Source organism: Streptomyces cinnabarinus, assembly GCF_027270315.1.
GTDB lineage: Bacteria > Actinomycetota > Actinomycetes > Streptomycetales > Streptomycetaceae > Streptomyces > Streptomyces cinnabarinus.
Genome location: NZ_CP114413.1, coordinates 7,546,152 through 7,571,618 on the forward strand (window position 1 = coordinate 7,546,152; position 25,467 = coordinate 7,571,618).

Annotated in this window: 20 protein-coding genes and 3 tRNA genes; 9 read left to right on the plus strand and 14 right to left on the minus strand. The window is 71.0% G+C overall.

Features of this window, described 5'->3' with window-relative positions; translation table 11 throughout:
* Nucleotides 1-11: 11 nt before the first annotated feature.
* The 3 genes from STRCI_RS34030 to STRCI_RS34040 are packed head-to-tail and all read right to left on the minus strand — an operon-like array spanning nucleotide 12 to nucleotide 2,610.
* A complete protein-coding gene (locus tag STRCI_RS34030) occupies nucleotides 12-1,214 on the minus strand; it encodes a thiolase family protein (RefSeq protein ID WP_269662805.1) in 1,203 nt (400 codons plus the stop codon).
* Complete coding sequence (locus STRCI_RS34035; protein WP_269662806.1) at nucleotides 1,211-1,855, minus strand: 3-oxoacid CoA-transferase subunit B; 645 nt, start codon at nucleotides 1,853-1,855, stop codon at nucleotides 1,211-1,213. Before STRCI_RS34035 ends, STRCI_RS34030 begins: the two co-directional genes overlap by 4 nt.
* Nucleotides 1,855-2,610, minus strand: a complete 756-nt coding sequence (locus tag STRCI_RS34040) for a CoA transferase subunit A (RefSeq protein ID WP_269662807.1) — start codon at nucleotides 2,608-2,610, stop codon at nucleotides 1,855-1,857. Before STRCI_RS34040 ends, STRCI_RS34035 begins: the two co-directional genes overlap by 1 nt.
* A 201-nt stretch (nucleotides 2,611-2,811) precedes the next feature.
* Between STRCI_RS34040 and STRCI_RS34045 the strand changes: the two genes are divergently transcribed.
* Complete coding sequence (locus tag STRCI_RS34045) at nucleotides 2,812-3,276, plus strand: MarR family winged helix-turn-helix transcriptional regulator (RefSeq protein WP_269662808.1); 465 nt, start codon at nucleotides 2,812-2,814, stop codon at nucleotides 3,274-3,276.
* 19 nt (nucleotides 3,277-3,295) lie between these two features.
* Here STRCI_RS34045 and STRCI_RS34050 read toward each other — a convergent pair whose 3' ends face one another.
* Nucleotides 3,296-4,288, minus strand: a complete 993-nt coding sequence (locus STRCI_RS34050) for a DUF3048 domain-containing protein (protein WP_269662809.1) — start codon at nucleotides 4,286-4,288, stop codon at nucleotides 3,296-3,298.
* Between the two features lie 101 nt (nucleotides 4,289-4,389).
* Entirely contained in the window at nucleotides 4,390-5,454 is a 1,065-nt protein-coding gene (locus STRCI_RS34055) for an ATP-dependent DNA ligase (RefSeq protein ID WP_269662810.1), read from the minus strand.
* 74 nt (nucleotides 5,455-5,528) lie between these two features.
* Between STRCI_RS34055 and ligD the strand changes: the two genes are divergently transcribed.
* Complete coding sequence (gene ligD, locus STRCI_RS34060) at nucleotides 5,529-6,545, plus strand: non-homologous end-joining DNA ligase (RefSeq protein WP_269662811.1); 1,017 nt, start codon at nucleotides 5,529-5,531, stop codon at nucleotides 6,543-6,545.
* A 10-nt stretch (nucleotides 6,546-6,555) separates the two neighbouring features.
* Here the strand turns inward: ligD and STRCI_RS34065 are convergent, their stop codons facing one another.
* Both STRCI_RS34065 and STRCI_RS34070 read right to left on the minus strand, forming a co-directional pair.
* On the minus strand, nucleotides 6,556-8,748 hold the full coding sequence (locus STRCI_RS34065) for an OmpL47-type beta-barrel domain-containing protein (protein ID WP_269662812.1): 2,193 nt from the start codon (nucleotides 8,746-8,748) through the stop codon (nucleotides 6,556-6,558).
* Nucleotides 8,745-11,222, minus strand: coding sequence for a ThuA domain-containing protein (locus STRCI_RS34070; protein WP_269662813.1), 2,478 nt, complete (start codon nucleotides 11,220-11,222; stop codon nucleotides 8,745-8,747). The genes STRCI_RS34065 and STRCI_RS34070 overlap by 4 nt, the downstream gene beginning before the upstream one ends.
* Nucleotides 11,223-11,385: 163 nt before the next feature.
* Here STRCI_RS34070 and STRCI_RS34075 point away from each other — a divergent pair, with 163 nt between their 5' ends.
* Nucleotides 11,386-12,330, plus strand: coding sequence for a multicopper oxidase domain-containing protein (locus tag STRCI_RS34075; RefSeq protein WP_269662814.1), 945 nt, complete (start codon nucleotides 11,386-11,388; stop codon nucleotides 12,328-12,330).
* On the opposite strand, the gene STRCI_RS34080 is transcribed toward STRCI_RS34075, so the two are convergent.
* Nucleotides 12,327-13,790 (minus strand): hypothetical protein, encoded by a 1,464-nt coding sequence (locus tag STRCI_RS34080; protein ID WP_269662815.1) that lies wholly within the window; start codon nucleotides 13,788-13,790, stop codon nucleotides 12,327-12,329. The two genes, STRCI_RS34075 and STRCI_RS34080, sit on opposite strands and share 4 nt — an antisense overlap.
* Before the next feature lie 93 nt (nucleotides 13,791-13,883).
* Between STRCI_RS34080 and STRCI_RS34085 the strand changes: the two genes are divergently transcribed.
* Both STRCI_RS34085 and STRCI_RS34090 read left to right on the plus strand, forming a co-directional pair.
* A complete protein-coding gene (locus STRCI_RS34085; RefSeq protein WP_269662816.1) occupies nucleotides 13,884-14,675 on the plus strand; it encodes a VOC family protein in 792 nt (263 codons plus the stop codon).
* A 207-nt stretch (nucleotides 14,676-14,882) separates the two neighbouring features.
* Nucleotides 14,883-15,128 carry a WhiB family transcriptional regulator gene (locus STRCI_RS34090; protein ID WP_269662817.1) on the plus strand — a complete coding sequence of 82 codons (246 nt, stop codon included), beginning with the start codon at nucleotides 14,883-14,885 and terminating at the stop codon, nucleotides 15,126-15,128.
* On the opposite strand, the gene STRCI_RS34095 is transcribed toward STRCI_RS34090, so the two are convergent.
* A complete protein-coding gene (locus STRCI_RS34095; RefSeq protein ID WP_269662818.1) occupies nucleotides 15,109-17,583 on the minus strand; it encodes a prenyltransferase/squalene oxidase repeat-containing protein in 2,475 nt (824 codons plus the stop codon). The genes STRCI_RS34090 and STRCI_RS34095 overlap by 20 nt on opposite strands.
* A 94-nt stretch (nucleotides 17,584-17,677) precedes the next feature.
* Between STRCI_RS34095 and STRCI_RS34100 the strand changes: the two genes are divergently transcribed.
* The 3 genes from STRCI_RS34100 (at nucleotide 17,678) to STRCI_RS34110 (ending at nucleotide 19,182) form a co-directional block, all read left to right on the plus strand.
* Nucleotides 17,678-17,749, plus strand: a tRNA-Asp gene (locus STRCI_RS34100).
* A gap of 6 nt (nucleotides 17,750-17,755) precedes the next feature.
* Nucleotides 17,756-17,827, plus strand: a tRNA-Ala gene (locus tag STRCI_RS34105).
* Nucleotides 17,828-17,853: 26 nt separating this feature from the next.
* Entirely contained in the window at nucleotides 17,854-19,182 is a 1,329-nt protein-coding gene (locus STRCI_RS34110) for an SDR family NAD(P)-dependent oxidoreductase (protein ID WP_269662819.1), read from the plus strand.
* A gap of 24 nt (nucleotides 19,183-19,206) precedes the next feature.
* Here STRCI_RS34110 and STRCI_RS34115 read toward each other — a convergent pair whose 3' ends face one another.
* Together STRCI_RS34115 and STRCI_RS34120 are read right to left on the minus strand one after the other, a co-directional pair.
* The gene (locus STRCI_RS34115) at nucleotides 19,207-21,000 is read right to left on the minus strand and encodes an AAA family ATPase (RefSeq protein WP_269662820.1); all 1,794 of its coding nucleotides are present in this window, start codon (nucleotides 20,998-21,000) and stop codon (nucleotides 19,207-19,209) included.
* Nucleotides 21,000-22,403 carry a vWA domain-containing protein gene (locus STRCI_RS34120; RefSeq protein WP_269662821.1) on the minus strand — a complete coding sequence of 468 codons (1,404 nt, stop codon included), beginning with the start codon at nucleotides 22,401-22,403 and terminating at the stop codon, nucleotides 21,000-21,002. Before STRCI_RS34120 ends, STRCI_RS34115 begins: the two co-directional genes overlap by 1 nt.
* Nucleotides 22,404-22,493: 90 nt before the next feature.
* Here STRCI_RS34120 and STRCI_RS34125 point away from each other — a divergent pair.
* Nucleotides 22,494-22,569, plus strand: a tRNA-Trp gene (locus STRCI_RS34125).
* A gap of 14 nt (nucleotides 22,570-22,583) precedes the next feature.
* Here the strand turns inward: STRCI_RS34125 and STRCI_RS34130 are convergent.
* From STRCI_RS34130 to ddaH, 3 genes are all read right to left on the minus strand, one after another.
* Entirely contained in the window at nucleotides 22,584-23,420 is an 837-nt protein-coding gene (locus tag STRCI_RS34130; RefSeq protein WP_269662822.1) for a hypothetical protein, read from the minus strand.
* 55 nt (nucleotides 23,421-23,475) lie between these two features.
* Entirely contained in the window at nucleotides 23,476-24,453 is a 978-nt protein-coding gene (locus STRCI_RS34135; protein WP_269662823.1) for an acyl-ACP desaturase, read from the minus strand.
* A 217-nt stretch (nucleotides 24,454-24,670) separates the two neighbouring features.
* Nucleotides 24,671-25,447, minus strand: coding sequence for a dimethylargininase (gene ddaH, locus STRCI_RS34140; protein ID WP_269662824.1), 777 nt, complete (start codon nucleotides 25,445-25,447; stop codon nucleotides 24,671-24,673).
* Nucleotides 25,448-25,467: the final 20 nt, after the last annotated feature.

A 25,467-nucleotide genomic window follows, 5' to 3' on the forward strand; every position in this document is an offset into this window, starting at 1 on the left:
TCCTCGGGGTCTTAACGTTCGAGGACGAGGGCGAGGCCCTGGCCGACGCCGATGCAGAGGGTGGCGACGCCGGTGCCGGAGCCCTGGCGCGCGAGTTGGTGGGCCACGGTCCCGGCGAGACGGGCGCCGGAGGCGCCGAGGGGGTGGCCGAGGGCGATGGCGCCGCCCTGCGGGTTGAGGATCGCCGGGTCGAACTCGGGCCATTCGGCGACACAGCCGAGGACCTGGGCGGCGAACGCCTCGTTCAGCTCCAGGACGGAGAGGTCGTCGAATGCCTTGCCCGCCTTGGCCAGTGCCCGGTTGACCGCCTCGACGGGGGCGAGCCCGAAGTAGTGCGGGTCCAGGGCGTTGACGCCGGTGGCGGAGATCCGCGCGAGCGGCTCCCGGCCGGTGGCCCTGAGGCCCTCCTCGTCGACCAGCAGCAGCGCCGCGGCACCGTCGTTGAGCGGGGACGCGTTGCCCGCGGTGACCGTGCCGCCGTCCTCGCGGAAGGACGGCTTGAGCCTGGCCATGGCCTCCAGCGACGCGTCGGGCCGTACGCACTCGTCGGCGCCGAGGACGACCGGGTCGCCCTTCCGCTGCGGGATCGCCACCGGCGCCAGTTCGGCGTCGAAGAGCCCGGCCTGCTGGGCGCGGGCCGCTTTCCGGTGCGAGGCGAGCGCGAACTCGTCCTGCCGCTCCCGGCCGATCTTGTGCTTGTCGGCGATGAGTTCGGCCGACTCCCCGAGCGGGACGGTCCACTGAGGTTCCATCCGCGGGTTGACCATGCGCCAGCCGAGGGTGGTGGAGTACAGCTCGGTGTGGGTGGCGGGGAAGGGCCGGTCGGACTTGGGCAGTACGTACGGCGCCCGTGTCATGGACTCCACTCCGCCCGCCACGGCGATGGAGGCGTCCCCGGCGGCGATGGCGCGGGCGGCCTGGATGACCGCCTCCAGGCCGGAGGCGCACAGGCGGTTGACGGTGACGCCCGGCACCGAGGTCGGCAGCCCGGCGAGGAGCGCGGCCATACGGCCGACGTTGCGGTTCTCCTCACCGGCGCCGTTGGCGTTGCCGAAGCAGACGTCCTCGATCCGGGCCGGGTCCAGTTCCGGGGTGCGGGCGAGGAGTTCACGGATGGCGTGGGCGCCGAGGTCGTCGGGGCGGACCGCGCTGAGCCCTCCGTTGTAGCGGCCGATCGGGGTGCGTACGGCGTCGACGATGTAAACCGGGTTCACAGCAGATCCTCCGCAACGGTCAGTTCCGCGTCGGTCTTCGCGATGACCTCGTCCACGCTCACCCCGGGCGCCGTCTCGACGAGCAGCAGGCCCTCGGGCGTCACATCGAGCACGCCGAGATCGGTGATGACTCGGTTCACGCACGCCTTGCCCGTGAGCGGCAGCGCGCACTCCTTGAGGATCTTCGGCGAGCAGTCCTTCGCGGTGTGGGTCATCACCACGATGACCGTACGGGCGCCGTGGACCAGGTCCATCGCCCCGCCGATCCCGGTGATCAGCTTCCCCGGGATGGCCCAGTTCGCCAGGTCGCCGCCCGCGGAGACCTGCATCGCGCCCAGCACCGCCACGTCGATGTGCCCGCCCCGGATCATCGAGAAGGACAGCGCGGAGTCGAAGAAGGACGCCCCCGGGAGGACGGTCACGGTCTCCTTCCCTGCGTTGATCAGATCCGGATCCACGGCGTCCGCGGTGGGATAGGGGCCGGTGCCCAGGATGCCGTTCTCGCTCTCCAGGACCACCTCCACACCCTCCGGGAGGTAGTTCGGGATCAGCGTCGGCAGACCGATGCCGAGATTGACGTACTGGCCGTCCGCCAGCTCGCGGGCCGCCCGCGCGGCCATCTCCGCACGCGTCCAGGCCATCAGCTGCTCACCGTCCGCTGCTCGATCCTCTTGTCCGCCGCCTGCCCGGGCGTGAGGGCGACGACCCGCTGCACGAAGATGCCGGGCAGATGCACCGCGTCCGGATCGATCGTGCCGGGCTCCACCAGCTCCTCCACCTCGGCGACGGTCACCCGTCCGGCCATGGCGGCGAGGGGGTTGAAGTTGCGGGCGGACTTGTTGAACACCAGGTTCCCGTGCCGGTCGCCCTTGGCCGCGCGGACCAGGGCGAAGTCGGTGCGGATGCCGTGCTCCAGGACGTACTCCGTGCCGTCGAAGGTCCGCACCTCCTTCGGCGGCGAGGCCAGCGCGACGCCGCCGGAGCCGTCGTAGCGCCAGGGCAGTCCGCCCTCGGCGACCTGGGTGCCGACCCCTGCCGGGGTGTAGAAGGCGGGGATACCGGCCCCGCCGGCCCGCAGCCGCTCGGCCAGCGTGCCCTGGGGGATCATCTCGACCTCCAGCTCACCGGCCAGGTACTGGCGGGCGAACTCCTTGTTCGCGCCGATGTAGGAGCCGGTCACCCGGGCGATCCGCCCGGCCGCGAGCAGCACCGCGAGGCCCGACTCCATGGCGCCGCAGTTGTTGGAGACCACCGACAGGCCGGACACGCCCCGCTCGTACAGGGCCTCGATCAGTACGTTCGGCACACCGCTCAGCCCGAAACCGCCCACCGCCAGCGACGCGCCGTCGGGCACATCAGCCACCGCCTCGACAGCGGTGGCAACCACCTTGTCCATCCGTGAAGTCCCGTCTCGTCCGCGCGCCCGGGCCAGCAATTAATCAGGGCACTGAGTATTTCAGCGAGGTGTCCTTCACGCTGCCACCGGAGGGGCGAAGCGTCAAGACCTCCGGAAAACAGCAGGTCGGCGGATGCAGACGGAGCCCGCCGCTGGCGGTATCGTTCAGTGCACCAACGAATTCGACGACTGGGAGCGCATATGGCCGCGGTGGATCTGGCCACCCATCCCGGGCATCTGGCCCGGCGGTTGCAGCAGGCGCACCACCTGCTGTGGAACACGATGGTCTCGGAGGAGATCACCTCCCCGCAGTTCGCCGTTCTGAACACCCTCGTCGCCGAGCCGGGACTCGACCAGCGGACGGTGGGGGAGCGGGTGGGGCTCGACCGGTCGACCATCGCCGAGGTGATCAGCCGGCTCGGCCGCCGCGGGCTGCTGGACAAGGTCCGCGACCCGCAGGACGGCCGGCGCTTCCTGCTGCGCCTGACCGACGACGGGGCGCGTATCCACCGCAAGCTCACCGTGCGCACCGCCCGGATGAACCAGGTCTTCCTCGCGCCCCTGTCCGCCGAGGAGCAGACCGTCTTCTTCGACCTCATCCGCCGGGTCGCGGACGCGGCCGAGGGGCTCCGCAATCCCACGGAACCCCTCGTCGCACAGGGCTGATCGCGAAGCCCGGGACGCCTCAGGACGCCTTGGCCAGCACCACCCACACCTGGCCCTCGGCGAAGTTCACCGGGTTGCCGTCCGGGGTCGTGAAATCCGTGCCGTCCGTGGGCTTCGCGCGCTTCCAGTCGACGTCGTAGGCCCGTCCGTCGCGCAGCACCTTCGCCTTCCCCGAGCCGGTCGTCTCGGTGTACGGCGTGTAGTTGCCGGCCGAGTCGTGGTAGTCGGACTTGCGGATCGTGACGTATTGGACGACGACCGTCGCCGGGGCCGGCCGCTTGCCGTCCGAGGTCACGGTGGGTGTGCCGTCCTGCGAGACCAGCCAGCCCGCCCGGTCCTCGGACCAGGTGAAGGTGAAGCGGGCGGCCGGGTAGCGGACGGTTTCCGAGGTGTCCGCGGTGCCGCCGGAGGGTGCGGCGCCGTAGCGGAAGCCGGTGGTCAGCGCGCCGGCGCCGGGGGCGGAGGGGAGCAGTCGGCCGGGGCGCAGAAAGAGGTTGTGCGGGGCGGGTCTGTCGGTGCCGCGGTAGTAGGCGCCGGAGGTCCGGCCGGGCGGCTGGGCGTTCAGGGGTGCCCCGTCGATCAGCGGCAGCAGCTTGCGCTGGGCGCCGGAGAAGGCGAGCGTCGGGTCGTCGAACTGGCGCAGCAGCTCCAGATCGGACTCGCGGGCGCTGCGCACCGGGCCGACGGTCTCGGGCAGCTTGCTGGCGTACACCGCCATCAGACGGCTCAGTCCGCCCTCGACCTGCTCGACGTAGACGATGTCCGCGGCGTCCAGGCCGGTCTGGGGCTTGGCCCGGGCGACGTTGTCGATCTTCACGGCGAGCACCGAGCCCTCGGCGACGGGGGTCTGCTCGTCGCCATCGGGGCTGTGCCGCAGTTCCTGATCGGGTGCCCGGCCGTCGTCACGCCCGTCGCCCGGCGTGCCGCAGCCCGCCGCCAGGGAGATCGTCATCGCCGAGGCCAGCAGTGCCGCGGTCGTCGCGACGCGTCTGGTACGCGCCCTGCGTCCCATGCCCACCGGTGCCACCCCGTTCTCTATTAACGATTGTGCGCTAATTAGTTCAACGGTGGCCTTACCCGCTCGGATCTGATTGCCTGCGTGAACTACTCCGATCAGCCGCCGAGGATCTCGTTCAGGTCGTACCGGACCGGCTCCTCCAGCTGGGCGTACGTACAGCTCTCCGGCGTCCGGTCCGGGCGCCAGCGGCGGAAGCGGGCGGTGTGCCGGAAACGCGCCCCGTTCTCCATGTGGTCGTAGGCCACCTCGCACACCCGTTCCGGCCTGAGCGGCACCCAGGACAGGTCCTTCTTGCCGGACCAGCGGCTCGGCGCCCCCGGCAGCCGGGCCGACTCGTGCGCCGCCTCCTCCGCCCACGCCGCCCAGGGATGCCCCGTGGTGTCGTCCATGCGCAGGGGTGCCAGCTCCTCGATCAGCTGGGCCCGCACCTTCATGGCGAAGGCGGCGGAGACCCCCACGTGCTGGAGCGTGCCGCGGTCGTCGTGGAGCCCGAGCAGCAGGGAGCCGACGACCGGCCCGCTCTTGTGCAGCCGGTAACCGGCCACCACCACATCGGCCGTGCGCTCGTGCTTGATCTTGAACATGGCGCGCTCGTCCTGGAGATAGCGCGAGGCGAGCGGCTTGGCGATCACCCCGTCCAGACCGGCGCCCTCGTACTGCTCGAACCACCGCTCGGCCACCTCGACCTCGGTCGTCGCGGGCGCCAGGTGCACCGGCGGCGTCGCTCCCGCGAGCGCCCTGGTCAGCAGCTTCCTGCGGTCGGTCAGCTCCACGTCCAGCAGCGACTCGTCGGCCAGTGCCAGCAGATCGAAGGCCACGAAGGAGGCCGGGGTGCGCTCGGCCAGCGTCCGCACCCGGGAGGCCGCCGGGTGGATCCGCTCGGTGAGCGCGTCGAAGTCCAGCCGCCCCTCGCGGGCGATCACGATCTCCCCGTCCAGCACGCACCGCTCGGGCACCCGCTCCTTGAGCGCCTCCACCAGCTCCGGGAAGTACCTGGTCAGCGACTTGGTGGTACGGCTGCCCAGCTCGACCTCGTCGCCGTCGCGGAACACGATCGCCCGGAACCCGTCCCACTTCGCCTCGTACTGCATCCCCGGCGGGATCTTCGCCACCGACTTGGCGAGCATCGGCTTCACGGGCGGCATCACGGGCAGGTCCATGGGTCGATTCTGCTCGTATATGTACGCCTCTGCCCGGTATGCGAGGCATGGAGGGTGGGCCTACCGTGGCTCGCATGGGTGAAGCGGTGGAGCTGGAGGCGGGCGGGCGCGCGGTGCGGCTGTCCAGTCCGGACAAGATCTTCTTCCCGGAGCGCGGGTTCACCAAGCTGGACCTCGCCCGGTACTACCAGGCCGTCGGGCCCGGCATCCTGCGCGCCCTGCGGAACCGGCCCACCACCCTGGAGCGCTACCCGGACGGGGTGGACGGCGAGAACTTCTTCCAGAAGCGGGCCCCGAAGAACATGCCCGACTGGATCCCGCGGGCCCACATCACCTTCCCCAGCGGCCGCAGCGCCGACGAGATGTGCCCCACCGAGGAGGCGGCCGTGCTGTGGGCCGCCCAGTACGGCACGCTCACCTTCCACCCCTGGCCGGTGCGCCGCGACGACGTCGACAGCCCCGACGAACTCCGCATCGACCTCGACCCGCAGCCCGGCACCGACTTCGACGACGCGGTCCGCGCCGCGCACGAACTGCGGGCGGTGCTGGAGGAGTTCGGCGGACTGAAGGGGTGGCCCAAGACCTCCGGCGGACGCGGCCTGCACGTCTTCGTGCCCATCGAACCGCGCTGGACCTTCACCCAGGTCCGCCGGGCCGCCATCGCCGTCGGGCGGGAGCTGGAGCGGCGGATGCCGGATCAGGTGACGATCAAGTGGTGGAAGGAGGAGCGGGGCGAGCGCATCTTCGTGGACTACAACCAGACCGCCCGGGACCGCACGATCGCCTCCGCCTACTCCGTACGCCCCCGTCCGCACGCCCCCGTCTCCGCACCCCTGCGCTGGGACGAGGTCGGCGTCGCGCACCCCCGTGACTTCGACCTGGCGACCATGCCCGCGCGCTTCGCCGAACTCGGCGATGTGCACGCGGACATGGACGACCACCGCTTCTCCCTGGAGCCGCTGCTGGAGCTGGCCCGCCGGGACGAGCACGACCACGGGCTCGGCGATCTGCCGTACCCGCCCGAGTACCCCAAGATGCCGGGAGAGCCCAAGCGGGTACAGCCGAGCCGAGCCCGCAAAGAGGGGTCGTAGGGCGTGTGCCCTACAACTCCTTGATCCGGATGTCCCGGTAGGACACCACGTCGGTCGTGCCGTGGACCTGGAGTCCGAGGTAGCCGGAGGCGAACCGGCGCCCGTCCGTGCCCGGGTCGTCCGAGCGGGGCGGGGTGAAGTCCTGGCCGCCGGTGTTGTCGAACTCGTTGATCAGGACGCCGTTGCGGTAGACCGAGTAGTGCTGGTCCACCACCCGGATCTCGTAGTCGTTCCAGGTGCCCTTCTCGGTCACGCCCGCGCCGGCCAGGCCCACGCGGTCGAAGCCGTAGACCGAGCCCGTCTTGTACATGTCGCCGTCGGGACGGTCGAGGACCTGCACCTCGTGCCCGTACTTGATGGCGACCCACTCCGGCCGCGTCTCCTCCGGGTGGTCGTGGACCCACGGGAAGCGCACGAACACACCGGAGTTGGCGTTGCCGGTGCCCGGCGCGTCGTCACGCCACTGCAGGCGCAGCGAGAAGTCGCCGTACTTGCGCTCGGGGAACCACAGCATGCCGAGACCGGCCTTCGTGGTGCCGCTGGTCATCGAGCCGTCGGGGTTCAGCCCGAACGAACCGCCGCCCACATGCTGCCACTTGGCGAACGAGCCGGCGCTGCCGTCGAAGATCGCCCGATAGCCCTCGGTCTGGCCCGGCCTGCCGATGCCGGACTGGCGGGCGGCCTTGGTGATGGCGTTGACCTCGCGCTGGTCGACGACGCCTTCCTTCAGCAGCCGGTCCAGGACCGTCTTCACATGCTTGAGGAACAGCGCGTGCGAGGTCCACTCCTTCTCGTCCTCGATCAACTCGTTGATGCGGCACCGGTTGTTGGTCAGCCGGTTCGGCACCCCGGAGTCGACCGTGCCGACGATCACCGTCAGCCGCTCGTCGTACTCCGGACAGGGCGGTGCCGGAACCCCGCCCGGCACGACCGTGAAGCTCACGGTCCGGGCCGCGGAGGTGTTGCCCGCCTGGTCCGTCGCCCGGTAGGCGAGGGTGTGGGCGCCCGCTCGGTCGACGATCACCGGTGCGCTGTAGGCGAGATAGGGCCCGCCGTCGAGCGAGTACTCGATGCCCGCGACGCCGCCCGCGTCGGTCGCGCTGACGGTGACCTTCGCGCTCGCCACATACGCGCCGTCGGAGTTGCGGGTGCCCTCCACGGTCACGCCCGTCACCGGCGGGGTGGTGTCCTCGGGCGGCGCGGCGACCACCGTGAACTCCACGCTCTTCTCGGCGGCGACGTTGCCCGCCTTGTCGGTGGCCCGGAACCGCACGGTGTGCGTGCCGACCTGATGGACCATCACCGGCGTGGTGTACGGCTGCCAGGCGCCGGAGGCCCCGAGCGCGTACTCGATGGTGTTGACGCCCGAGCCGGTGTCGGAGGCGGTGACGGTCACCGTCGCCATGTCGACATAGGTGCCGTCGGGATTGCGCTCACCGCTCACCGTCGCCGAGGTCTCCGGCGGGGTCCGGTCCTCCGTGGGCGGGGCGACCACCGTGAACTCCGCGCTCTTCTCGGCGGCGACGTTGCCCGCCTTGTCGGAGGCCCGGTAGCGCACCCTGTGACTGCCCACCTGGTCGATCACGACCGGCGTCATGTACGGCTGCCAGGCACCGGAGTCGCCGATCGCGTACTCGACCCGGTCCACCCCGGAGCCGCCCTCGTCGCTCGCGTGGATCATCACGCTCGCCGAACCGACGTACTGCCCCTGGGAGTTCTGCGTCCCGGAGACATGGGCCGAGGTCTCCGGCGCGGTGGTGTCCTCGCCGGTGCCCTCGGTGACGACGAGGATGCCCTGCATCTGGCCGTGGCCCGGGATCGTGCAGGAGTAGAAGTAGCGGCCCGGGGTGAGGGTGACCTGGGCGGTGTGCCGGCCGCCCATGTCGTCGTTCGGGCTCGCCAGGATGTTGAGCTGGACATCGCTGTTGAACTCGGGGTCGCTGGTGGCGAACGTCAGGGTGTGCGGCATGCCGGTGGTGTTGCCGGTCGCCGCGCTGTTCTCGAAGACGATCGTCGCCGTGCCCGCCACCGCCGTGGTGGGCGCCGAGTTGTACTTGGTGATGTCGTCGCCCGCGGTCCAGGTGAGCACCTGCTCCGCGGCGGCGGCCCGCTCGGGCCGCGCGCTGGACGGCGCGGCCTGCAACCCGAGCAACACCAGTACGGCGGCCAGCAGGGCCGTGAAGAGTCTTCGCTGCCGCGTCATCGCGCTCCCCTCGCCAGCTGGTCGGGGGCCGGCGTCGGTGCGCCGCCCGAGTAAGTGACCCGCCACAGCGCCGACTTGGCGTCCGAGGTGAAGAAGCCCCGGCCGTAGTCGAGCACGTAGAGCGCGCCGTCCGGACCGAACTTCCAGTCCATGAGGTTCTTGATGCCGTCGTTGCCGAGCGGCACGATCTTCTTCAACGACTCCGCGTGCACCGGGAGTCCGCCCTCACCGTGGTTCTTCGGATCGGTGATGACCGCGTTGCGCGGCTGGTCGGCGTCGTAGAAGTCGCCGACGAACCACTTGCCGTCCCAGTACGCGGGCCACTTGACCTCCCTCGCGCTGCCGCCGTCGTAGCGGTAGACCGGGCCGTTCATCGCGGCCTGCCCGCCGCCCTTGAGCCACGGCAGGCGGTACGTCGACTCCGCCTGCTTGTAGGAGGGGACGCCGTTGGCGTCGCGCGGGAAGTCCGGGCCGCCGCCCTGGGGTGAGTACCAGATGTTGTTGCCGGTCACCGGCGGCAGATTGACCAGGCCGTCGTTGTTCGGCGACTCGTTCTTCGGGTGGTCGCAGTCGTACCAGCCGAGCGGCTTGGTGGGATCCGGCAGATTGCGGTCCCGGTAGGGCTGCTTGTTGCCCATGCAGTACGGCCAGCCCCGGTTGCCCGCCTTGGTGATCACCGCGAAGGTGTCGTACTTCGCCGGACCCCAGGTCGTCGAGGGGGCGCCCGCGTCGGGGCCGACCCAGCCCGCGTAGAGGACATCGGTCGACTTGTCGACCGAGATACGGGCCGGGTTCCTGACGCCCATCACATAGATCTCGCCGCGTGTCTTGCCGCCGCCCTCGGCGGTCTCCCGGCCGGTGAACAGGTTCCCCTCCGGCAGGGTGTAGGTGCCGTCCGGCTCCGGATGGATGCGCAGGATCTTGCCGTTGAGGTTGTTGGTGTTGCCCGCGGTGCGGCGCGCGTCGGCGAAGGAGACGCCCTGGTAGTTGGGCTGCGGGTTGTTGCCCGAGTAACCGTCGCTGAAGCGGCTGGAGTTGTTGTCACCGGTCGCGATGTACAGGTTGCCCTTGGAGTCCCAGGCCATCCCACCGCCCGCGTGGCAGCAACTGTGGATCTGCACCGGCCACTTGAGCAGCACCTTCTCGCTGCCCAGGTCGAGTTTGTCGGTCGCGAGGTCGAGGGTGAAGCGGGAGACCCGCCGCTCGGCCATCCGCGTCGTCCGGTTGATCCCGGAGTGCGGGGTGTAGTGCAGATACACCCACCCGTTCTCCTGGAAGCGCGGGTCGAGCTCGATACCGAGCAACCCCTCCTCGACCTTGACCAGTTCGTCGCCGCCGCCCTTGTTGCCGAAGACGGAGAGCGCCCCGGCCAGGGTGACCTGCTTGGTCCTCGGGTCGTAGACGTGGATCTCGCCCTTGCCCTTGCCGATGTCGGGGTTGTTCCAGTCGGTGACCACCGGCTGCGAGGAGTCGGCGCCGCCCCGGCCGATGTAGAGCACCCGCCCGTCGGGCGCGGTGACCAGGCCGTGCGGTTCGCCGATCTGGTCGTTCTGCCCCGGCTGGTTGGGCTTGGTGAGCCGCTCGGCCGTGTAGTTGCCGGTGATGGTGGCCTTGCAGTCCGCCCGCGCCAGCCGCGTCGTCCACAGCAGGGCGCCGCGCAGATGGGCGCGGAAGTCGGTCTCGTCGTACGCGGACACCGTGCCGCCCATGGCGGTGTAGAAGGACCGGCCGCCGTCGTAGTCCCGGCACCAGCTCACCGGGTGGTCCCAGCCGTTGGCGCTCGCCCCGGGCTGGTACGTCGACTCGCGCACCCGGGCGACGGTGTGCACCGAACCGGTCGGGTTCTTCGTCCAGTTGAGCCAGCGGTCGGGCCGCTTCCACTGCACGGGGAGGTCCTTGGTGGCCGGATGCGCCCGGTCGCCGACCTCGACGGTAGCCCGCTGCACGGTGGTCGGGCCGCCGGCGGCGGGCCGCGCGCCGATCAGTCCGGTGAACCACTCGGAGTACGGCTCGGCGCGCGCCGCGTCGTGCAGGCCGACGAAACCGCCGCCCGCCTCCATGTAGGCCTCGAGTCCGGCCTCCTGCTCGGGATCGAGCACATCGCCGCCGCCGGTCGGGAACACGACGGCGTTGTAACGGCCCAGCCTGGTCTCGTCGGTGAAGACCGAGGCGTCGTCGGTCGCCTCGACCTTGAACCGCTCGTCCGCAGGGCCCGAGAGCCCGATACGCTCGATCGCCTCGATCCCGGCGTTCACCAGAGGTGACTCGTCACCGGCGGCGGCCGAGCCGTAGAAGATCAGCACCCGTACGTTCGCGCCGCCCGGGGGCGACTTGATGGACATCGTTGTCAGGGACGGGTCGGGGGCCGGGCGCGCGCTCGCGGGCGGACCCGACACCAGTCCTGCGGTGACGACTCCGGCCGCGACGACCGCCGCCCAGCCGCGTCTTCTTCCGCTCAACCCTCGTAAGTGCATGGGCACCTCCTCGGTCACAGCAACAGCGCCAGAGAAGTTAGACCTCTTTGCGTCACTCGCCAATACCTATGGCCGCGATGAATCGAACTTTGTCCTGAGTGTGGATAAACGGCCGCTGTCCCGCTACTGTCTCGAACTCCGTACCGGAACAGGGGAGTTCGGCATGGACAGACGCGGGTTCAACCGGCGGGTGCTGCTGGGTGGCGCGGCCCTCACGACATCGTTGTCGCTGGCGCCCGAGGCGAGCGGAGTCGACCGGGCGGCGCGTACGGCGGCCGCCGGAGGCGAGGTCAGACACATCAAGCTGTACGCCGAGAAGCTCGCCGACGGGCAGCTGGGCTACGGCTTCGAGAAGGGCAAGGCGTCGATCCCGGGACCGTTGATCGAGGTCAACGAGGGCGACACCCTGCACATCGAGTTCGAGAACACCATGGATGTGGCGGCCAGCCTCCATGTGCACGGTCTTGACTACGAGATCACCAGCGACGGCACCAAGCTGAACAAGAGCGACGTCGAGCCCGGTGGCACCCGCACCTACACCTGGCGCACCCATCTCCCGGGGCGCCGCAAGGACGGCACCTGGCGGGCGGGCAGCGCGGGTTACTGGCACTACCACGACCATGTCGTCGGCACGGAACACGGAACGGTCGGTATCCGCAAGGGACTCTACGGCCCGGTGATCGTGCGGCGGGCGGGCGACGTCCTGCCGGACAGGACGTACACGATCGTCTTCAACGACATGCTGATCAACAACAAGCCGGCGCACTCGGGGCCCAACTTCGAGGCCACCGTGGGTGATCGGATCGAGTTCGTGATGATCACGCACGGCGAGTACTACCACACCTTCCATATGCACGGTCATCGCTGGGCCGACAACCGCACGGGCATGCTCACCGGGCCCGACGATCCCAGTCAGGTCATCGACAACAAGATCGTGGGCCCGGCGGACTCCTTCGGCTTCCAGGTGATCGCGGGGGAGGGGGTCGGCGCCGGGGCGTGGATGTACCACTGCCATGTCCAGAGCCACTCCGACATGGGGATGGTGGGGCTGTTCCTGGTCAGGAAGACGGACGGGACCATTCCGGGGTACGAGCCGCACGAACACTAGGCGGGGGCGCGGAGCGTCTCCAGGGTCTTCTCCAGCAGGTCGGCGCGGTCCTCCGGGTCCGGATAGAGGTCGTCGTCGACCGGCAGCTCGGGCCATCCGGCGTGGTCGAGTTGCTCCAGCAGCCGGGTCAGCTCGCTGCGTACGGGGCCCGGGACGCCGCCGTACTTCAGGCCGCAGATGAAGTCGGTGACATGCACGAACACCGGCTCCACATCAGGCCGTTCCAGCTCGGCCAGGAGGCGGGCGAAGGCTCCGGGCTCCTCCCGGAACAGGGCCCCTTCGACGCTCGCGGCACGCAGGCGGGCGTCGGCGGCGTCGGCCTTGCGGGTCAACGCCAGCGATGCCGCACGGGTGTTGGACTCCTCGGAGCAGACGATCAGCGCCAGGGAGGTCGCGGCGGCGCGCACGACCGTGATCTCCGGATCCTGGTCCAGGGCGTCGACCAGTGCGGCGACCACCCGGCCCTCCTCGGGCAGGCCGCCGCCGAACGCGTCCAGCCCGGAAGCGGCGGCGGCCCGCACAGGGGCGTCGGGGTGGCTCAGTGCCGTCAGGAACAGGCCGACCGGCGGGTCGCTCAGCGGGCGTTCGTTCTGGAGCAGGGTGTAGCAGCGCAGCGCGGTGGCAAGGGCGTTCGGCTGCCGCTGTGCGCACAGGCGGTCGAGGGACTCCCGGATCGCGTCGCGCCGCACCTCGTCGCTGAAGAGGAGCATGCACTCCAGGGCCTCCACACCCAGGGTCGCCCGGTCCGGTGCGGCGCTCCGGCACAGGGCCAGGGCCTCCTCGACACGCAGCACAGCCAGGGAGCGGTCCGTCCAGGACTCGGTGTCCGGGCGTTCGCACAGGTCGATCAGGATGTCGCCGCGCTCGTCGCTGTCCGCCGGATGGACGAGGGCCCGCTCGAAGGCGTCCCGGGTCTCCTGGCGGGCGCGCTCCGCCTCCAGTGGGGGAAGGGGAGCGGTGCGGAGGACGGCCTCGTGCAGCAGTTCGACGGCGGTGCCGAAGGCCACCATGTACGCGAAGGAGTCCGGCCGCATCCGCGCCAGCTCGTGGGGCCGCCAGCCCTGCTCCCGCAGCCGCTCCAGCCTGCCGCGCACCTCCTGGGCCAGATCGTCGTCGGCCCTCGGCGCGGCCGTCTCGACCCCGAGCTCGGCCAGGAACGCCGTCCAGTCCCGCACCAGGGCGACGGGGTCGTCGACATGGGATGCGAACATCTGCTCGACACGTTGCCGGGTCGCCCGCTCCCGGCACAGGGCGTCGGCGAACGGTCCCGCGATCGCGTCGAACGTCTCCGGCGTCGGCTCCCCGTCCAGCGCCCGCGCCAGCTCCCGCACGGCCCACACCGGATCGCGGGCCTGAGCGACCTCCTTCGCCGCACCCGCCCGGACCTCGGCCTCGGCCGACCCCAGCCGGGTGGCCAGCCCCCGCTGCCGCTCCTGCTCCCTGCGTCTGCCGAAGAACACGCCGACAGCCTAGGACGCTCCCCGACGGCGATTGTCAGTGGGCGGTGGAAGACTCGATGGGGCAGGCGACGGGAACCCTCAGAGGAGGGCACGATGCTCACCACCCGCTTTGTTCAGGGCGCTCCCAACTGGGCCGATGTCGGAACCGCCGACATCGGGGGCGCCACCTCCTTCTACCGCGCGCTGTTCGGCTGGGAGTTCCGCTCGGCGGGGCCGGAGGCCGGCGGGTACGGCTTCTTCCAGCTCGACGGGCGCACCGCGGCGGGCGGTATGCAGACCACCCCCGAGCAGGGGCCGCCCGCCTGGACCGTCTACTTCCAGAGCCGGGACGCCGACGCCACCGCCAAGGCGGTCGAGCAGGCCGGCGGCAGCGTGCTGGTGCCACCCGACGACGTCATGGGGGAGGGGCGGATGGCGATCCTCGCCGATCACGCCGGTGTGCCCTTCGGCGTGTGGCAGCCAGCCGCCCTCAAGGGACTCGATGTCGTCGGGGACCCCGGCTCGCTGTGCTGGGTCGAGCTGTACACCGCCGACATCGCCCGCGAGGCCGCCTTCTACGACCGCGTCTTCGGCTGGGAGACCTGTGCGATGCACTTCCCCGGCGGCGTCTACACCGGTATCAACCCCGCCGGCGAGGACGAGAGTGCCGCGTTCGGCGGCCTGGTGGCCCTGGCCGACGACCCCAGCGGCGCCGAGACCGAGCCGTACTGGCTGCCGTACTTCGAGGTCACGGACGTCGATGCCGCCGTCGGCAAGGCGCTGGAACTGGACGGCAAGGTGCGGATGCCCGCCCTCGACGTCGAGGGCGTCGGCCGGATGGCCAAGCTGGCGGACCCCTACGGCGCGCGCTTCGCGGTGATCAAGAGCACGCCCCAGCAGGGGTGATGAAGAGCGCGCCACAGCCGGGCTGACGCAGCACGGCACCGCGACGCCGACGCGGCCGTACCGCGCGCCGCCGTGCTTTCGCGGGCGCCGCCGGGGCATCATCGAGCGGCGCCCGGGGCCCTGCCGCGCGGACGCCGGGGGGCTTCGCCGCTCGGCGTTGATCCGGCGTTGATCGAACGTTTTTCGCCGCCGGGCACACTTCACGCCATGTTCATCGACACAGTCCCCACGCCCGACCTCGCCTGGCAGGACGAGGCGTTGTGCGCGCAGACCGGGGCGGAATTCTTCTTCCCCGAGCCGGGCAGCTCCGTACGGGAGGCGAAGCGGATCTGCGGCCTGTGCCCGATCCGCTCCGCCTGTCTGGAGTACGCCCTCGACAACGACGAGCGCTTCGGCGTGTGGGGCGGTCTCTCCGAGAAGGAACGCCTCGCGCTCAGGCGTACGTCACACTGAACCACCGCGTCCCGGCCGGCACCCGCACGTCCCGGCCCGTCACCGGCAGCTCCCGCCCGTCCGCGGACACCGACCGCACCTCACCGAACGCGCACGGATAGACGAACCGCACCCCCTGGGGCGCCTGAGTGATCTCCACCGTCACCGTCCGCTCCGCCGGATCGTGCCCGAGCCGGTAGCCGAACGGCGAGCCGAACAGGGTGGGTGCCGCGTCCACCCCGACCCGCGCACCGCCGGGCACCCAGTGCGGCCGTACCCCCGGCGCGATGTACAGGTGCCGGTCCCGGTCCTCGTCGGCCTCGAAGAAGAGGATGTCGCGGATCAGCAGCAGATACTCGGCCGCCGCCCAGCCGTGCGGGATGTCCCCCATGTACCAGCGGGGGTAGGGCACTTCACCGAAGTCGGAGGCCACCGGGTAGGCGTGCTGCTCGTTCCACGCGCCGAGCGCCACGGTCCGACCGGCCACCGTGGGGAAGCCCGCGCCGACCGTCCAGCCGAGCAGCGCGTCCATCCGCTCCGGATTCCCGGCGAGCAGATACGCGTGCGCCAACTGCAGGGTCAGATACGGCCCGTAGGCGGACCAGGCCGCGTCGTGCCGGAAGCCCCCGGTGACGAAGTGCGCGTACATCGTGTCCAGCGTGTGCCGGGCCGCCAGGTCGATGTCGTCGCCCAGCTTGCTCCCCATGTGCAGCCGCAGCGGATGGAAGTACGCGGCCGTGCCGATCATCGTCGAGTCCCGCCGGCCCACGTCCGCGGGCCCGGTCGGGATGTACGTCTCCCAGGCGCCGCGCCGCCGCTGCTCGCTCAGCACCCAGCGGACCGAGTCCCCGGTCGCCCGCTTCAGATCGTCGAACGCGCCCCACAGCTCGGGCACTTCGGGCGCCCCGATCCGCTCCGCGAGCCGCGCGGCCTCGTACAGTCCGGCCAGACCCCACAGGTCGTCCCAGTAGTGCGGCTTGTCCCGCTCACCGAGGTGCTCGGCGCTCCAGCCACTGTGCAGCAGCCCGTACGGGTCGCGGTTGTCCCGGATCCAGCGGGCGGCGTCGAGGACGTACGGGACGTACAGCCTGGCGCCGAAGGCCGCGCGCCGGCCCCTGGTGCGGTCGAAGCGGCCGATCGCCCACAGGGCCTGCCCGTTGCTGTCCCACTCGCGGTCGTCCTTCTCGTGCGGACCGCCGTAGAAGCCGTACTCCGCGCACGGCCCGACGCGTCCGGTGCCCCGGTTGAAGCGCAGCGGGTAGTGGGTGCCCAACTGCCGTTCGGCCAGGGTCGTGTCGCCGACCAGCGAGCAGGCGGTCGCCTCGACGGAGGAGTCCCGGATCCAGAAGGAGTCGTACACCGTGGGGCCCGGGTGGATCTCGCCGTGGTCGGAGAGGATCAGCAGCTGGGAGCGGGCCTGCCGGAAGAGGTCGGCCAGATGGGCGACTGGCCGGGGCAACTCCGGCTGCATGCCCTCCCGGAGGAGCTTCGCCGACCAGAACTCCCGGTTGACACCCTCCAGTTCGGCCGTGGGGGTCGCCCGCAGCTCGGCCAGGTCGCCGGGGCCGTTGAAGACGTCCACCGGGAGCCGTACCGCGATCTCGAACACCTCGTCCTCGACCACCCGGAACGGCCAGCCGAACACCGCGCTGCACAGGCCCGCCACCTGGTCCTGCGCCTGGAGCGCGCCGTTCAGCTTGCCGCCCACGACCAGGTCGTGGAACGGGCCCCGGGTCAGATAGGTGTCCGGGTCGAAGGAGAAGTCCGGATTGCCGTACACCCCGAACTGCTCGGGAGCGGTGTCGAACACCGGACCCCAGCCCGTGCTGGTCTCCACCCGCCGCTCGTCCGGCAGATGCCGCAGGAACGTCAGCCGCCGGTCGCTGCCCCGGCCGCCGCCGCCCCGGTCGTGCCGCTGGAAGCCGCTCGGCCCGGCCGGCAGCACCGCCGCGCACAGCAGCCCCTCGCGAAGCCGCCCCGTCGGACTGCCCACCGTCACCCGGCTGACCACCAGGTCCCGTTGCCGGGGCCCGACCGGGGCCGCGAAGGTGCGCTGCACGAACTCGACGTCCTCCGGGGTGCGGAACGTCGTCAGCACGACCGGCAGATGCGGCGCCTCCCACCGCTGCTCCACCTTGCCGCCGGCGGCGAGCTGCGGCAGCCGTAAGGTGCCGGTCGCCGGGTCGTGCAGGAAGAAGGACAGGCAGTACGCGTCGTAGACCGGCTCGATCTCGCCGGCCTGTCCGATCAGTGACTCCTGACGATGGTCCTTCACCCCGACCAGGTGCCAGTAGCGGTACAGGGCGTTGGAGGCGAAGGCCGCCTCCTTCGATTCATAGGTGCCGGAGTCGAAGTCGTCGCTCCAGCGGCGGAAGGCCTGCTGCGCCCACCAGGGCACGGGATACGGGACCCGGTCCCGCCCCGCCCAGCCGCGCCACATGACCTCGTAGAACATCCACTCATGGGTCTGCGCCATGGTGTTCACCCCCTGCGGGCACCGTCGCACCGCCGGGGCCGCCCGTAAATCCGTGCGGCCGGCCGTCCTGGAGCGGTTAGGATCCCGGAGCGCCCCGGATGTGGAGCAGAGGCAGACTCGCCGCCTTGTCAGGGCGGATACGCCGGTTCGAATCCGGCCGTCCGGGCCGCGCGGGTCGGTAGCACAATGGCAGGTGCACCTCTACGGCATGGAGGAGAAGCCGGTTCGATTCCGGCCCGGCCCACGGCAGGCACGAACAGGCGGGGACGGATGGGCGACGGCATCGACGAGGAGGAGCTGGCCGCCTTCCACCGCACGGTCGGCCGACTGCGGGCCCTGCCCGTCGACGACCCGGTACGGCTGCGCGCCGAGCAGGTCGCCGCCTCCTTCGCCCGGGACGGAAGGCTGCGGCGCCGGAAGGCCCGCGGGGCCGAGGTCTCCGCGGCCGACGCGTCGGCGATGGCCGCGACCGCGACGGGGGCGGTGGACCGCCGCGAGGACGCCCCGCTGGCCGACCCCGGAGCCGCGGGCCGCTTCCACAAGCCGCGCGGCTGCTATGTCTGCAAGTCCCCCTATCGACAGGTCGATTCCTTCTACCACCGGCTCTGTCCCGACTGCGCCGCCGACAACCGCAGCCGCCGCGCCCTGAGCACCGATCTCGGCGGACGCCGGGCGCTGCTCACCGGCGGCCGGGTCAAGATCGGCTTCCAGCTGGCGCTGATGATGCTCCGGGACGGCGCCGAACTCCTGGTGACCAGCCGCTTCCCGCACGACACCGTGCGCCGCTTCCGGGCCGAGCCCGGCAGTGAGAAGTGGCTCGACCGGCTGACCGTCCTCGCCGTGGACCTGCGCGACCCCCGCCAGGTGCTGGGCCTGTGCGAGGAGCTGCGGGCCGAGGGCGAACCCCTGGACATCCTCGTCAACAACGCCGCCCAGACGGTCCGCCGCCCGCCCGAGTCCTACGCGCTGCTCGCCGCCGGGGAGTACGACGCGCTGCCCGAAGGGGCCCGCAAGGCGCCCGGGTTCACACCGATGCGGATGCTGACCGGCGGCGCCGCGGCTCTGCCCGCCGCCCTGCGCGAGGCCGACGAGGCGGGGCTGCTGCCCGACCCCTCCCCGGAGAACTCCTGGTCCGCGCAGCTCGGCGCGCTCGACCCGGCTGAGGTCCTGGAGACCCAGCTCGTCAACGCCCTCGCCCCGGCGCTGCTCTGCGACCGGCTGCTGCCCCTGCTGCTCGCCGCGCCGCGACCGCGCCGCTACGTCGTCAACGTGACTGCGGTGGAGGGCCGGTTCGCGGTCCGCAACAAGACGGCCGGCCACCCGCACACGAACATGGCCAAGGCCGCGCTCAACATGCTCACCCGCACCAGCGCCGCCGAACTCGCCGCCCAGGGCGTCCATATGTGCGCCGTTGACACCGGCTGGATCACCGACGAGAACCCGGCGCCGAAGAAGGCCCGCTTGGCGGGCGCGGGCTTCCGCACCCCGCTGGACATCGTGGACGGCGCCGCCCGCGTGTACGACCCGATCGTGCGGGGCGAGGCGGGCGACCCGGTGTCCGGGGTGTTCCTGAAGGACTACCGGGAAGCGGAGTGGTGAGCGGCGCGCCCGACTCGACGGCTGTCACCGGCGCATCGCCATGAACACCTCCGTCCAGAACCGCTGTTGCTGCTGCGCCGCGCCCACCAGATAGGTCGCCCGCAGCTTCGGCGGGAGCAGCGCCACCAGCCGGGTCACCACCGCCCGGTGCTTCTTCAGCTGCGACAGCTCGGCGTTGGCCAGGATCTGGTGGACGACGTCGGTGTCGTTCGCGCCCTCGTCGCTGACGTCCGCCGCATGGCGCAGCCGTGCCTCCCAGGCGTCGGCGTCCCGGGCCAGCTCGTGCAGGCCCGTCACCGGGCGGCCGCGCAGCCGGTCGATGAGCGCCGTGAGCGGCACAGGCGCGTACTCGCCGTTGCCGAGGTAGACCGTCGCCATCTCCAGCGGCAGCCCCCGCCGGTGCAGCTTGATCAGCCGCTCCAGGGTCCGCTTGGTGATCCAGGCCCGGGCCTCGTCGTCGATGTCGTGCTTCCACCACTCCAGCACCGTCTCGGCGTCCGGGCCGTACCGCGCGAGCAGCCACTCATTGGCCGGGATGTCCTCCGGCTGCACCTGGAGCGAGGCGGTGAAACGGGTCGCCTGTGCGATGTTGTTCCGCGCCACCAGCAGCTTGCGGCCCAGGTGGTACGGCGGGTTCTGGACCGCTATCTGCGCGCGGAGGTTCTCGATCGGGCGGCCCGCCAGCGACCACTCCTGGGTGATCTCCATCAGCTTGGCGAACGCGGCCTTGTCCTTGGGCCGGTTGTACTCGTCCCACACGATCGCCTTCGGCTCGCGCCCGGTGAACTTCGCGGCCAGCAGGTTGTCCAGGGTGCCGTCGGCCGACGGCACCGGCGCGCACAGGTCCTCGACGTTGGTGACCGGCAGCGAGAAGTACAGCGCCTCCCGGCCGAGCCCCTCGCGCAGCGTCTGCCGCACCAGCTCCGTCTTGCCGCACCCCGGCGGGCCCTGGAGCAGCACCGTCCAGCGGTTGCGCAGCGCGGCCCGCACCACCTGCCGTACCGGGTCCGGGATCGTCGACGGATTGGGGACGCCCAGCGCCTGGGCGATCCGGTCCAGGACCTCGGCGGTGCGGTTCGGGCCCGGCCGGCCGTCCGGGGCGGGCTCGGCCAGGCGCAGCCGCTCGCCGCCGACCAGGGGCAGGCCCCAGCGCAGCGGGAAGCCCTCCCGCGCGTTGGCGAGCACATGGTCGAGGGTGCGCGGGGACAGCACCTCGCGCAGCGCGGGCGGCAGGGAGGCCCACAGCGAGAACACCGGCCGCAGGTCCCACGGGCGGTACTTGGCCGCCAGATGCCGCCGCCAGGACGTGTCGTTGGCCGTGATGCGCATCGTCACCATACGGTCCAGCAGCGCCAGATCACCGCGCCGGGCCGAGGTCTCGGACAGCGACTCGTTGTCGGTGAGGAAGACGCCGACACAGCCGAGGGCGCGCAGATCGTGCTCGCCCAGCGTCCAGTCGCAGGCGATCTGCATCAGCTGCGACTGGATCGTCTCGCCCGCCTGGAGCGAGTCGTCGATGAGCAGCACGAACGGCCGCCCCGGCTTGAGCTGGCTCATCACCAGCTGGCGCAGCACCAGTTCACCGGAGTGCGGATCGCGCACCGGCGCGTTGACGAGCAGATCGTCCGGGGTCAGGTTCGCCGCCGGGACGTACACCAGGGCGGTGTCCGGGTGGGCCCGGCCGATGTGCGAGAAGAACGTCGCCGTCTTGCCGATGCCGTGCTCGCCGAAGACCTGCCCGGTCTGGCCGAGGTCGATCATCGCGTCGATGAAGGACTCCAGACGGGACAGGGTCGGCTGTTTCACATCCGTGGTCATTACCGTGATCCTGTGGTCACGCGATGGCAGTCCATCGCGGGTGTGTGCCGCTCGGGCCACTCGTCGCCGCCCTCGGTGATCAGCCAGATCCATTTGTCCGGCTCGGCGGGCGTGATCGGCGGAGCGTATCCGTCGGTGAGGACGACCACCGCGTCCGGGGTCTCCTCGAAACGGCGCCCTTGCACCTCGGTGCGGCCCTCCACGTAGTCGGCGACGGCCTGGAAGCTCGTACCGCCTCCGCCGTAGACCCGCTCGCCGGGCGTGAAGGGCATCACCACGGCGTCGAAGGACAGCCAGTGCGCCTGGACGCCGTCGATCCCGCCGACGAGTTCGGTGAGCCAGGTGATCACTCGGTGGGACATCGAGCCGGAGGTGTCGTAGGCGATGACCAGGAGCTTGTCGCGGACCGGGCCGCGGCGGGAGAGCATCGGGTCCTGGCCGAGCGCGGTGAGAAGCGCACCGCGCTTCTTCGGGTACACCAGGCGCTCGCCCTCGCGCAGTTTGGAGGCGAGCACATCGACCAGCCAGCGCTGCCACCAGTCGACGGTACGGGTGGGCGTGGTCTCGCCGCGCAGCATGCCCGCGCCGAGAGTGCCCCAGAGCTTGGCCGCGCGGGCGTTGCCGTCCTCGGTGCGGCCCATCAGGTCCAGCAGTTCCCGCTCCGCGCCCGGGTGCCCGCGCCGGGCCGCCAGCAGGGAGTTGAGCAGCGCGGAGGAGGCGACCAGGTCGACGGTCTCCTGGTCGGCGGGGACCGCGCCCGCCACCAGGTGCGCACAGAGCCGCCGTTCGGGCACGGGAGGCCGGTGCATCCGCTTCAGCTCGCCGTACACCCGCATGTCCGTCTCGATGAACCGGTCGTACGGCAGCGGCTCCAGACCGTGCGCCAGGAGATCCGCGCGGTACAGCTCGAACACCTCACGCGGGTCGACGCCGGTCGGCCGGCCGTCCAGCAGGGGCAGTTGCTCCCTGTCGAGCCGGACCAGCGCGACATGGTTGATGGAGACCTCGGTGGCCACGACGAACACGGGGTCGGCGCGCAGGTCGGGGTCGGCGAAGAAGTGCCGGTGCACCAGGTGCCGGGCCTCGTGGAACAGCACGAACTTCACCCCCGGCAGGCCCAGTCCGACGAAGAAGTCCGGGTTGTAGAGCAGCAGGCAGGAGCCGTCCCCCGAGGCGACCACGGCCGCGGTGTCCACCGCTGTCGTCGGGATCTGGTGATGGCATTTCGCGTACAGCCACGACGCCACGGCCGACTCGGTCAGCCCGAAGTCCAGCAGCGCGGCCTCCTTCAGCCGCCGCGCCTCCTCGACCACTCCGGAATCCGCCGGGCGGTACCGCTCCAGGGCCCGGCGGTCGGCCAGGTCGACCACAGGGACCCGCGGTCCCTTCTCCCCGTACGCCATCTGCCGCCCCCCGTGCCGGACTTCCCCCGTGGATCATTGGTACCAGGGAGGACTGACATCGGGCCAAGCCATTACGATCCCATGCCAAGGGCGGGGTCGTAGCGCAGAGGCAGGCGCACCGGTCTCCAAAACCAGAACACGCCGGTTCGAATCCGGCCGCCCCGCCCCCTCACCGACGGTTCAGGCGATGGCGCCCGCCGTCATCACCAGCTCGCGCGTGTTCCCGTGGAACGTCTCCATCAGCTGGGCCAGCACCGCCCAGGCCTCCTCCCGCTCGCCCAGGTGCTCCTCGACGAGCGGCCGCAGCGCGTCCTCCGCCTCGCGGACCCGCTCATGGAACAGGGCCCGGCCCATCCCCAGCATCTCCAGCACGTCGACGGCGGGCTCGTGGGAGAACGCGAACTCCGCGGGCCCTCCCAGGATCCCCGCCTGCCGCAGCCGGTGCGTGAACTTGGCGTGCGAGCCGAACCCGGCGCGCACGGAGGGCGGGCAGTCCGGGCGGATCGACAGCGACCAGCGCGCGTACCCGGGCAGCGGGCGCTCCCGGTCCGCCTCGCCGACCGTCGCCCAGTCCGCGCGGGTGAGGACCATCGAGGAGGCCGCGCGGCCCTCGTTCATTGTGGTGGCCGCGCGCAGACAGCCGACGAGGCCGAGCCGGCCGTAGGAGGGCGGCACCTCCGGCTCCTGGCTCAGGAGGATGGTGTCCACCCGGACCGGGTCGGTGCGGCCCGACCCGAACGGCACCCCGCGCACCACGGCCCGGCGCAGCCCGGGCTGCGGCTCCAGGTGCGGGAACACCACGGTGTTGAGCACCGGGTTGTCGTTCTCCAGGATCCACAGCACCACCGAGGCGGGCAGGAAGCGGCCCCTCCAAGCGCGCTGGAGCCGCCGTACGGACGCCTCGGGGGCCTCTGCCGCGGGCAGGCCAGTGCGGGCCCGGACCCGGGCGGCGGTCTCCACCTCGATCAGGCCGAGCAGGAACCCGACCGCCTGTTCCGACCTGCTGTTGTCACGCATGGCCTGCATGATGCCGCAGGCCCGCGATCTTGCCCAAGAGAATTCCGGGCGGGCGTCAGTTCCCGGCGCGGGCCGCCATCCGGGCCTTGCGGGCGGCCAGCTTCTCGTCGAACTTGGCGGCCTCCGCGTCCAGGCCGCCCATGAACAGACCGAGCTCGTCCTGCGCCTGCTGTCCCTCCGGGCCGAGGCCGTCGATCTCCATGATCTTCAGGAAGCGCAGCACCGGCTGGAGCACGTCGTCGTGGTGGATGCGCAGGTTGTAGACCTCGCCGATCGCCATCTGCGCCGCGAGCCGCTCGAAGCCGGGCATGCCGTGGCCGGGCATCCGGAAGTTCACGACCACGTCCCGCACCGCCTGCATGGTCAGGTCGGGGGCGATCTCGAACGCGGACTTCAGCAGATTCCGGTAGAAGATCATGTGCAGGTTCTCGTCGGCCGCGATCCGGGCCAGCATGCGGTCGCAGACCGGATCCCCGGACTGGTGACCGGTGTTGCGGTGCGAGATCCGGGTGGCCAGCTCCTGGAAGGCGACGTAGGCCACCGAGTGCAGCATCGAGTGCCGGTTGTCCGACTCGAAGCCCTCGCTCATGTGGGCCATGCGGAACTGCTCCAGCTGGTCCGGGTCCACCGCGCGGGAGGTCAGCAGGTAGTCGCGCATCACGATGCCGTGCCGGCCCTCCTCGGCGGTCCAGCGGTGCACCCAGGTGCCCCAGGCGCCGTCCCGGCCGAACAGGCTGGCGATCTCGTGGTGGTAGCTGGGGAGGTTGTCCTCGGTGAGCAGGTTCACCACCAGGGCGATCCGGCCGATGTCGGTGACCTTGGACTGCTCCTTGTCCCAGGCCTCGCCGTCCTCGAAGAAGCCGGGGAAGTTGCGGCCGTCGGTCCACGGCACGTACTCGTGCGGCATCCAGTCCTTGGCGACCTTCAGATGGCGGTTCAGCTCCGTCTCGACCACTTCCTCCAGCGCATAGAGCAGCCGAGCGTCGGTCCAGGCCGCGGACGGGCTGCCGAGGTGCGGGGAAGTGATCGTCACGGGGACTCCAGGGGGACGTAACACGAGCGGAACGGACCGGCGAACGGTCGGGTGAACCTACGGGATCGTAGGCTACGAATCCGTAGGTTACGAAGCCGTAGGTTAAGAGTAGTGTAAAGATCGCTGATCAGGGCGGGTTCCCCGGACAGTTGAGGGCATGCCAAACAGCCCCGGGAATCGCAGGTCCCGGGGCTGGGCGAGTGACGCGGTCACCCGGTCAGGCGTACAGCTCCCGCATCCGGACCGAGAGACATGTCACACATCCTTCGAGTTTCTCGAACTCGCTGATGTCGACCACCACCGGCTCATGGCCGAGGTCGGTGAGCAGTTCCGCGGTCTTCGGCGCGCTCGCCGAGATCAGCAGCTTGTGCCCGCCGAGCAGCACGACATGGCCGCCGGCCTCCTCGGGCACCGACAGGAAGCGCGGGAACAGCGACGGCCGGTCGATCTTCGGGATGTGTCCGATCACCGTGCCGTCCGGCAGTGCGGTGACCGCGGACTTCAGATGCAGCACCTTGCTCACGGGTACGGCGACCACCCGCGCCCCGAGCGGTTCGAAGGCGGCCCGCACCTGCTGGACCCCGGCCGCGTTGGTGCGCCCGCCGCGGCCGACGTAGATCGTGTCACCGATCTTCAGGACGTCACCGCCGTCGAGGGTGCCCGGCTCCCAGATCCAGTTCACCGAGCAGCCCAGCGAGGCGACGGCCTCCTCCACGGCGGCGGTCTCCTCGCGGCGGGCCTCGGCGCCGGGGCGGGTGATCAGCGCGACGTTCCGGTACATGACGACGGTGTCCTCGACGAACACCGAGTCCGGGCAGTCCTCCGCCGGATCCACCTCGACGGTCTCCCAGCCGTGGGTGTGCAGGGCCTCGACGTAGCCCTCCCACTGCTCGGTCGCCTTGTCGACATCGACCTTCTCCCGCTCGATGTGCGTCACCAGCCCCTCGGCGAGGCGTGGGCTGGGACGGCGGACGAGGGCCTTCTTGCTGGGCACGGGGTACTCCGAATCGGCGA

What these genes read in the sequence shown, in the direction of transcription:
- STRCI_RS34040 (WP_269662807.1), bottom strand. Translation starts at nt 2,610, where the DNA reads ATGGACAAGGTGGTTGCCACCGCTGTCGAGGCGGTGGCTGATGTGCCC.
- STRCI_RS34065 (WP_269662812.1), bottom strand. Translation starts at nt 8,748, where the DNA reads ATGACGCGGCAGCGAAGACTCTTCACGGCCCTGCTGGCCGCCGTACTG.
- STRCI_RS34095 (WP_269662818.1), bottom strand. Translation starts at nt 17,583, where the DNA reads ATGGCGCAGACCCATGAGTGGATGTTCTACGAGGTCATGTGGCGCGGC.
- STRCI_RS34130 (WP_269662822.1), bottom strand. Translation starts at nt 23,420, where the DNA reads ATGCGTGACAACAGCAGGTCGGAACAGGCGGTCGGGTTCCTGCTCGGC.
- STRCI_RS34115 (WP_269662820.1), bottom strand. Translation starts at nt 21,000, where the DNA reads ATGACCACGGATGTGAAACAGCCGACCCTGTCCCGTCTGGAGTCCTTC.
- STRCI_RS34050 (WP_269662809.1), bottom strand. Translation starts at nt 4,288, where the DNA reads ATGGGACGCAGGGCGCGTACCAGACGCGTCGCGACGACCGCGGCACTG.
- STRCI_RS34055 (WP_269662810.1), bottom strand. Translation starts at nt 5,454, where the DNA reads ATGGACCTGCCCGTGATGCCGCCCGTGAAGCCGATGCTCGCCAAGTCG.
- STRCI_RS34090 (WP_269662817.1), top strand. Translation starts at nt 14,883, where the DNA reads ATGTTCATCGACACAGTCCCCACGCCCGACCTCGCCTGGCAGGACGAG.
- STRCI_RS34045 (WP_269662808.1), top strand. Translation starts at nt 2,812, where the DNA reads ATGGCCGCGGTGGATCTGGCCACCCATCCCGGGCATCTGGCCCGGCGG.
- STRCI_RS34110 (WP_269662819.1), top strand. Translation starts at nt 17,854, where the DNA reads ATGGGCGACGGCATCGACGAGGAGGAGCTGGCCGCCTTCCACCGCACG.
- STRCI_RS34085 (WP_269662816.1), top strand. Translation starts at nt 13,884, where the DNA reads ATGCTCACCACCCGCTTTGTTCAGGGCGCTCCCAACTGGGCCGATGTC.
- STRCI_RS34070 (WP_269662813.1), bottom strand. Translation starts at nt 11,222, where the DNA reads ATGCACTTACGAGGGTTGAGCGGAAGAAGACGCGGCTGGGCGGCGGTC.
- STRCI_RS34035 (WP_269662806.1), bottom strand. Translation starts at nt 1,855, where the DNA reads ATGGCCTGGACGCGTGCGGAGATGGCCGCGCGGGCGGCCCGCGAGCTG.
- STRCI_RS34075 (WP_269662814.1), top strand. Translation starts at nt 11,386, where the DNA reads ATGGACAGACGCGGGTTCAACCGGCGGGTGCTGCTGGGTGGCGCGGCC.
- STRCI_RS34120 (WP_269662821.1), bottom strand. Translation starts at nt 22,403, where the DNA reads ATGGCGTACGGGGAGAAGGGACCGCGGGTCCCTGTGGTCGACCTGGCC.
- ligD (WP_269662811.1), top strand. Translation starts at nt 5,529, where the DNA reads ATGGGTGAAGCGGTGGAGCTGGAGGCGGGCGGGCGCGCGGTGCGGCTG.